The 1463-nt window shown below is 60.2% G+C and carries 1 pseudogene; it reads right to left on the bottom strand.

Annotated elements, in window-relative coordinates:
* Positions 1-51 precede the first annotated feature (51 nt).
* A pseudogene (locus tag AB4043_RS25380) lies at positions 52-1463 on the bottom strand (hypothetical protein); the annotation flags it as partial.

Raw genomic sequence — 1463 nt, 5'->3', positions numbered from 1 at the left:
GCATAGTGTTCACGGCATCAGCCTACCAAAGCTGTATCGCGGAAAGTACCGTCAAATCAGGCGATGTAGCCAGGTAGGTACCGGGTACCGGCGTCGAGTCAGCACATATCCCAGCACTGGCGCGCTGGCTTCTTCGAACATCGCGGCCATGCCATGGATGTTCTGCTTGCGGGAATATCCTGCGCCCACGACACCTACGTATCCATCCACCACGCGGTCCAGTTCGCCGCTCAGGGTCGACTCGGCAAGGCTCGGGCAATCGAGCAACACATAGTCGAAGTCCAGCCGGAGTTGCGCCATCATCGGACGCAGCCTCCAGGAAAAGACCTCCTGCAGGCTGGTGCCGCGTGGGACATGGCTCTTGCTGTCTGGGACTTCAATGGTTGTATCAAGCTCCCAATAGCCCGCACGCTTATCCTTCTTCAGCGCAAAGCCGGCATCTCCCTTTTCCGCAAACTGGCGCAGCAGTAAGGCGGCATCGATAACAACGACGCGAAACGATGCCTGCCGCGCGGCCTCTTCGGCCAGATGGTTCACGATATACGTCACGCCTTCGCCCTGCAGGGGAGACACAAATGCGATGCAGCGTCCATAAGACATTGGCTCCGCCGACTCGTTCTGCCCGGACGCTGTGGTCTCGGGCGTGGGACCGCCCAACAGGCCTTTCGTCTGTGCGACGATCTCCTGTTCCCGATGGCGAAGCGCATTGCGGATCGCGAGCAGAATCCGGCGGTACGCGACTGCATTTGCCGAAGACGCATTGGCCTGATCGTCTTCCGCGACCGTAGCCACCGTCCGCACTCCGGTCAGGCCGTCCAGTTGGGACGGAAGATAGACCATTTCGGACGATGTATCGACGTAGATCGCCAGTAACGTCGCCAGCAGGAACCCGAAGACGAGGCCGGCTGCCATATAGAGCTTAGGCCGCGGCCGAATCTGGTTGGACTGGCCGATTGGAGGCTGCACGACCGAGACGTCGAACATGCGGGCCTTATCCAGCTCCTCCGAAACCCGTGCTTCGTCTCTTTTTTGGGCGTAGACGTCGAAATCGCGCTGGGCCTCAGCTACGTCCCGCTTCAGGGCGTCATACTGCGAGGTGGCCACGTTCAGCTCCTCCAGCCTATGCCGGGCATCCTCGAGCTGTTCGTTGATCTTTGCCACCTCGGCTGCCCCGGCGCTCATCTCTCCTGCCGATGCCGCCAGGGACGCGCTGAGCTGCTGATAGACAGGATTGACGTCGGTAGCCTCTTCTGTGGCGGGGGTGGACCGGGCGCCCGCTTCAGCCTTTTTGACGGTTTCAATCTTTTCCCTGGTCTCAATGACCTGGCGGTCGGTCTCCGGATAACGTTTCTGCAGTTCGGTGAGATGGTTCTGCAGGTCCACCAGTTCCGTTCCCAGATGTTCCTGGGAGTACTGGTTAGTGATGGAGCGCTGGGTCGTACTCGACCTCGCCGGGGTAAGGA

The sequence above is a fragment of the Terriglobus sp. YAF25 genome (assembly GCF_052113305.1).
In the GTDB taxonomy this organism is placed as follows: Bacteria; Acidobacteriota; Terriglobia; order Terriglobales; family Acidobacteriaceae; genus Terriglobus.
The sequence above is the reverse complement of the archived record's forward strand: the minus strand, read 5'-3'. Positions and strand labels throughout refer to the sequence as shown.